General features: G+C 30.8%; 1 protein-coding gene. It reads right to left on the bottom strand.

Annotated features, from left to right (window positions below):
- Window positions 1-110: 110 nt before the first annotated feature.
- A partial coding sequence (locus ND811_RS19320; protein WP_265361240.1) for a hypothetical protein occupies window positions 111-1,110 on the bottom strand: 1,000 nt, incomplete at its 5' end.

Below are 1,110 nucleotides of genomic sequence, written 5' to 3'. Positions count from 1 at the left end.
CCACGACACTTGCGCAGGCAAGGGGAGTGCCAGAAGCCTATGTGTCGCAGACCGAGCGAGGGCGTTAGTCCCGAAGCGAAGCGGTTAGTTGCTGTTATGCGCAGTTTTAACTATAAGAAGTAATCTTTATAAGAATTGTCAAATATACTCTTGCTTTTTTCTGTTTTTTTCCTGTTTATATCAGGGAAATTTCCTTCAAAGCAATATTCTGTTAGAATCAAATTGGATTCATCAATGGAGACTTTCGTTAATGTAGATTCCAAAATTTCCGTTGAAAGGAAATCTCGGCTTTCTTTATATGCGCATTTAAACTTTTGATACTTAATGTCTAAACCAGAAGGAGATTCGCTAACAATTAGAGAGTAATCTACAAATGGAAGATCTTCTTCATAAAACTTATATGCATCATAAGATTCACATTCGTTTTCTATAATTAGATGTATTAGGTTAATGGAATAGATATAACTATTTAAATTTAAGTATAGTATATTTACTTTTCTTTCATATTCCCTCGCTTCCGTTATTTCGGTAATTGCTAAGAAATTTTTTATTTCTGGTATAAATCTCAGCTTCTCGGGAATATTTTTTGAGTAAATTTGATCTAAATCGAAAGTTACAATTTGGTCTTTATTAATATTTAATCTCTCTGAAATAGTAATGTTTGAATTGTGATTTGTTGATTTTTTGAGTGTACTTTTCGTAATATTATTAAAAGTGGGCAATTTTGTAATAGAATAGTAATTTTTTGCGCACGTAGTTTTGTAGAGTGTTTCTGGAATAATTTTTGTTTGAGGAATGGCTTTTAAGCTGCTAACTTGAGAACTTAATAAATATCCGTTATAGTTTTCATTTGTTACTTCAATCCACTCTTCACTATTCTCAATTTGAATTTCTGAATTTTGAATTTTTCTGAATTTAGTACCTTCTGAAATATTCGTTATAGTTTTTTCAGAATTTCCTGGAGCAGCTTTTAATGATACGCCATTTTTGGATTTAACAATTACTGTATTGTTGGAACGTTTTGAATAACAAGTTAATGTTGTAAGCAAAGCTAGAGTTATTGTCAGATTTTTCATATTCAATCCTATTTTTAAAATTGCGCATAACGAA

The sequence above is a fragment of the Leptospira soteropolitanensis genome, from assembly GCF_026151655.1.
In the GTDB taxonomy this organism is placed as follows: Bacteria; Spirochaetota; Leptospiria; order Leptospirales; family Leptospiraceae; genus Leptospira_A; species Leptospira_A soteropolitanensis.
The sequence above is the reverse complement of the archived record's forward strand: the minus strand, read 5'-3'. Positions and strand labels throughout refer to the sequence as shown.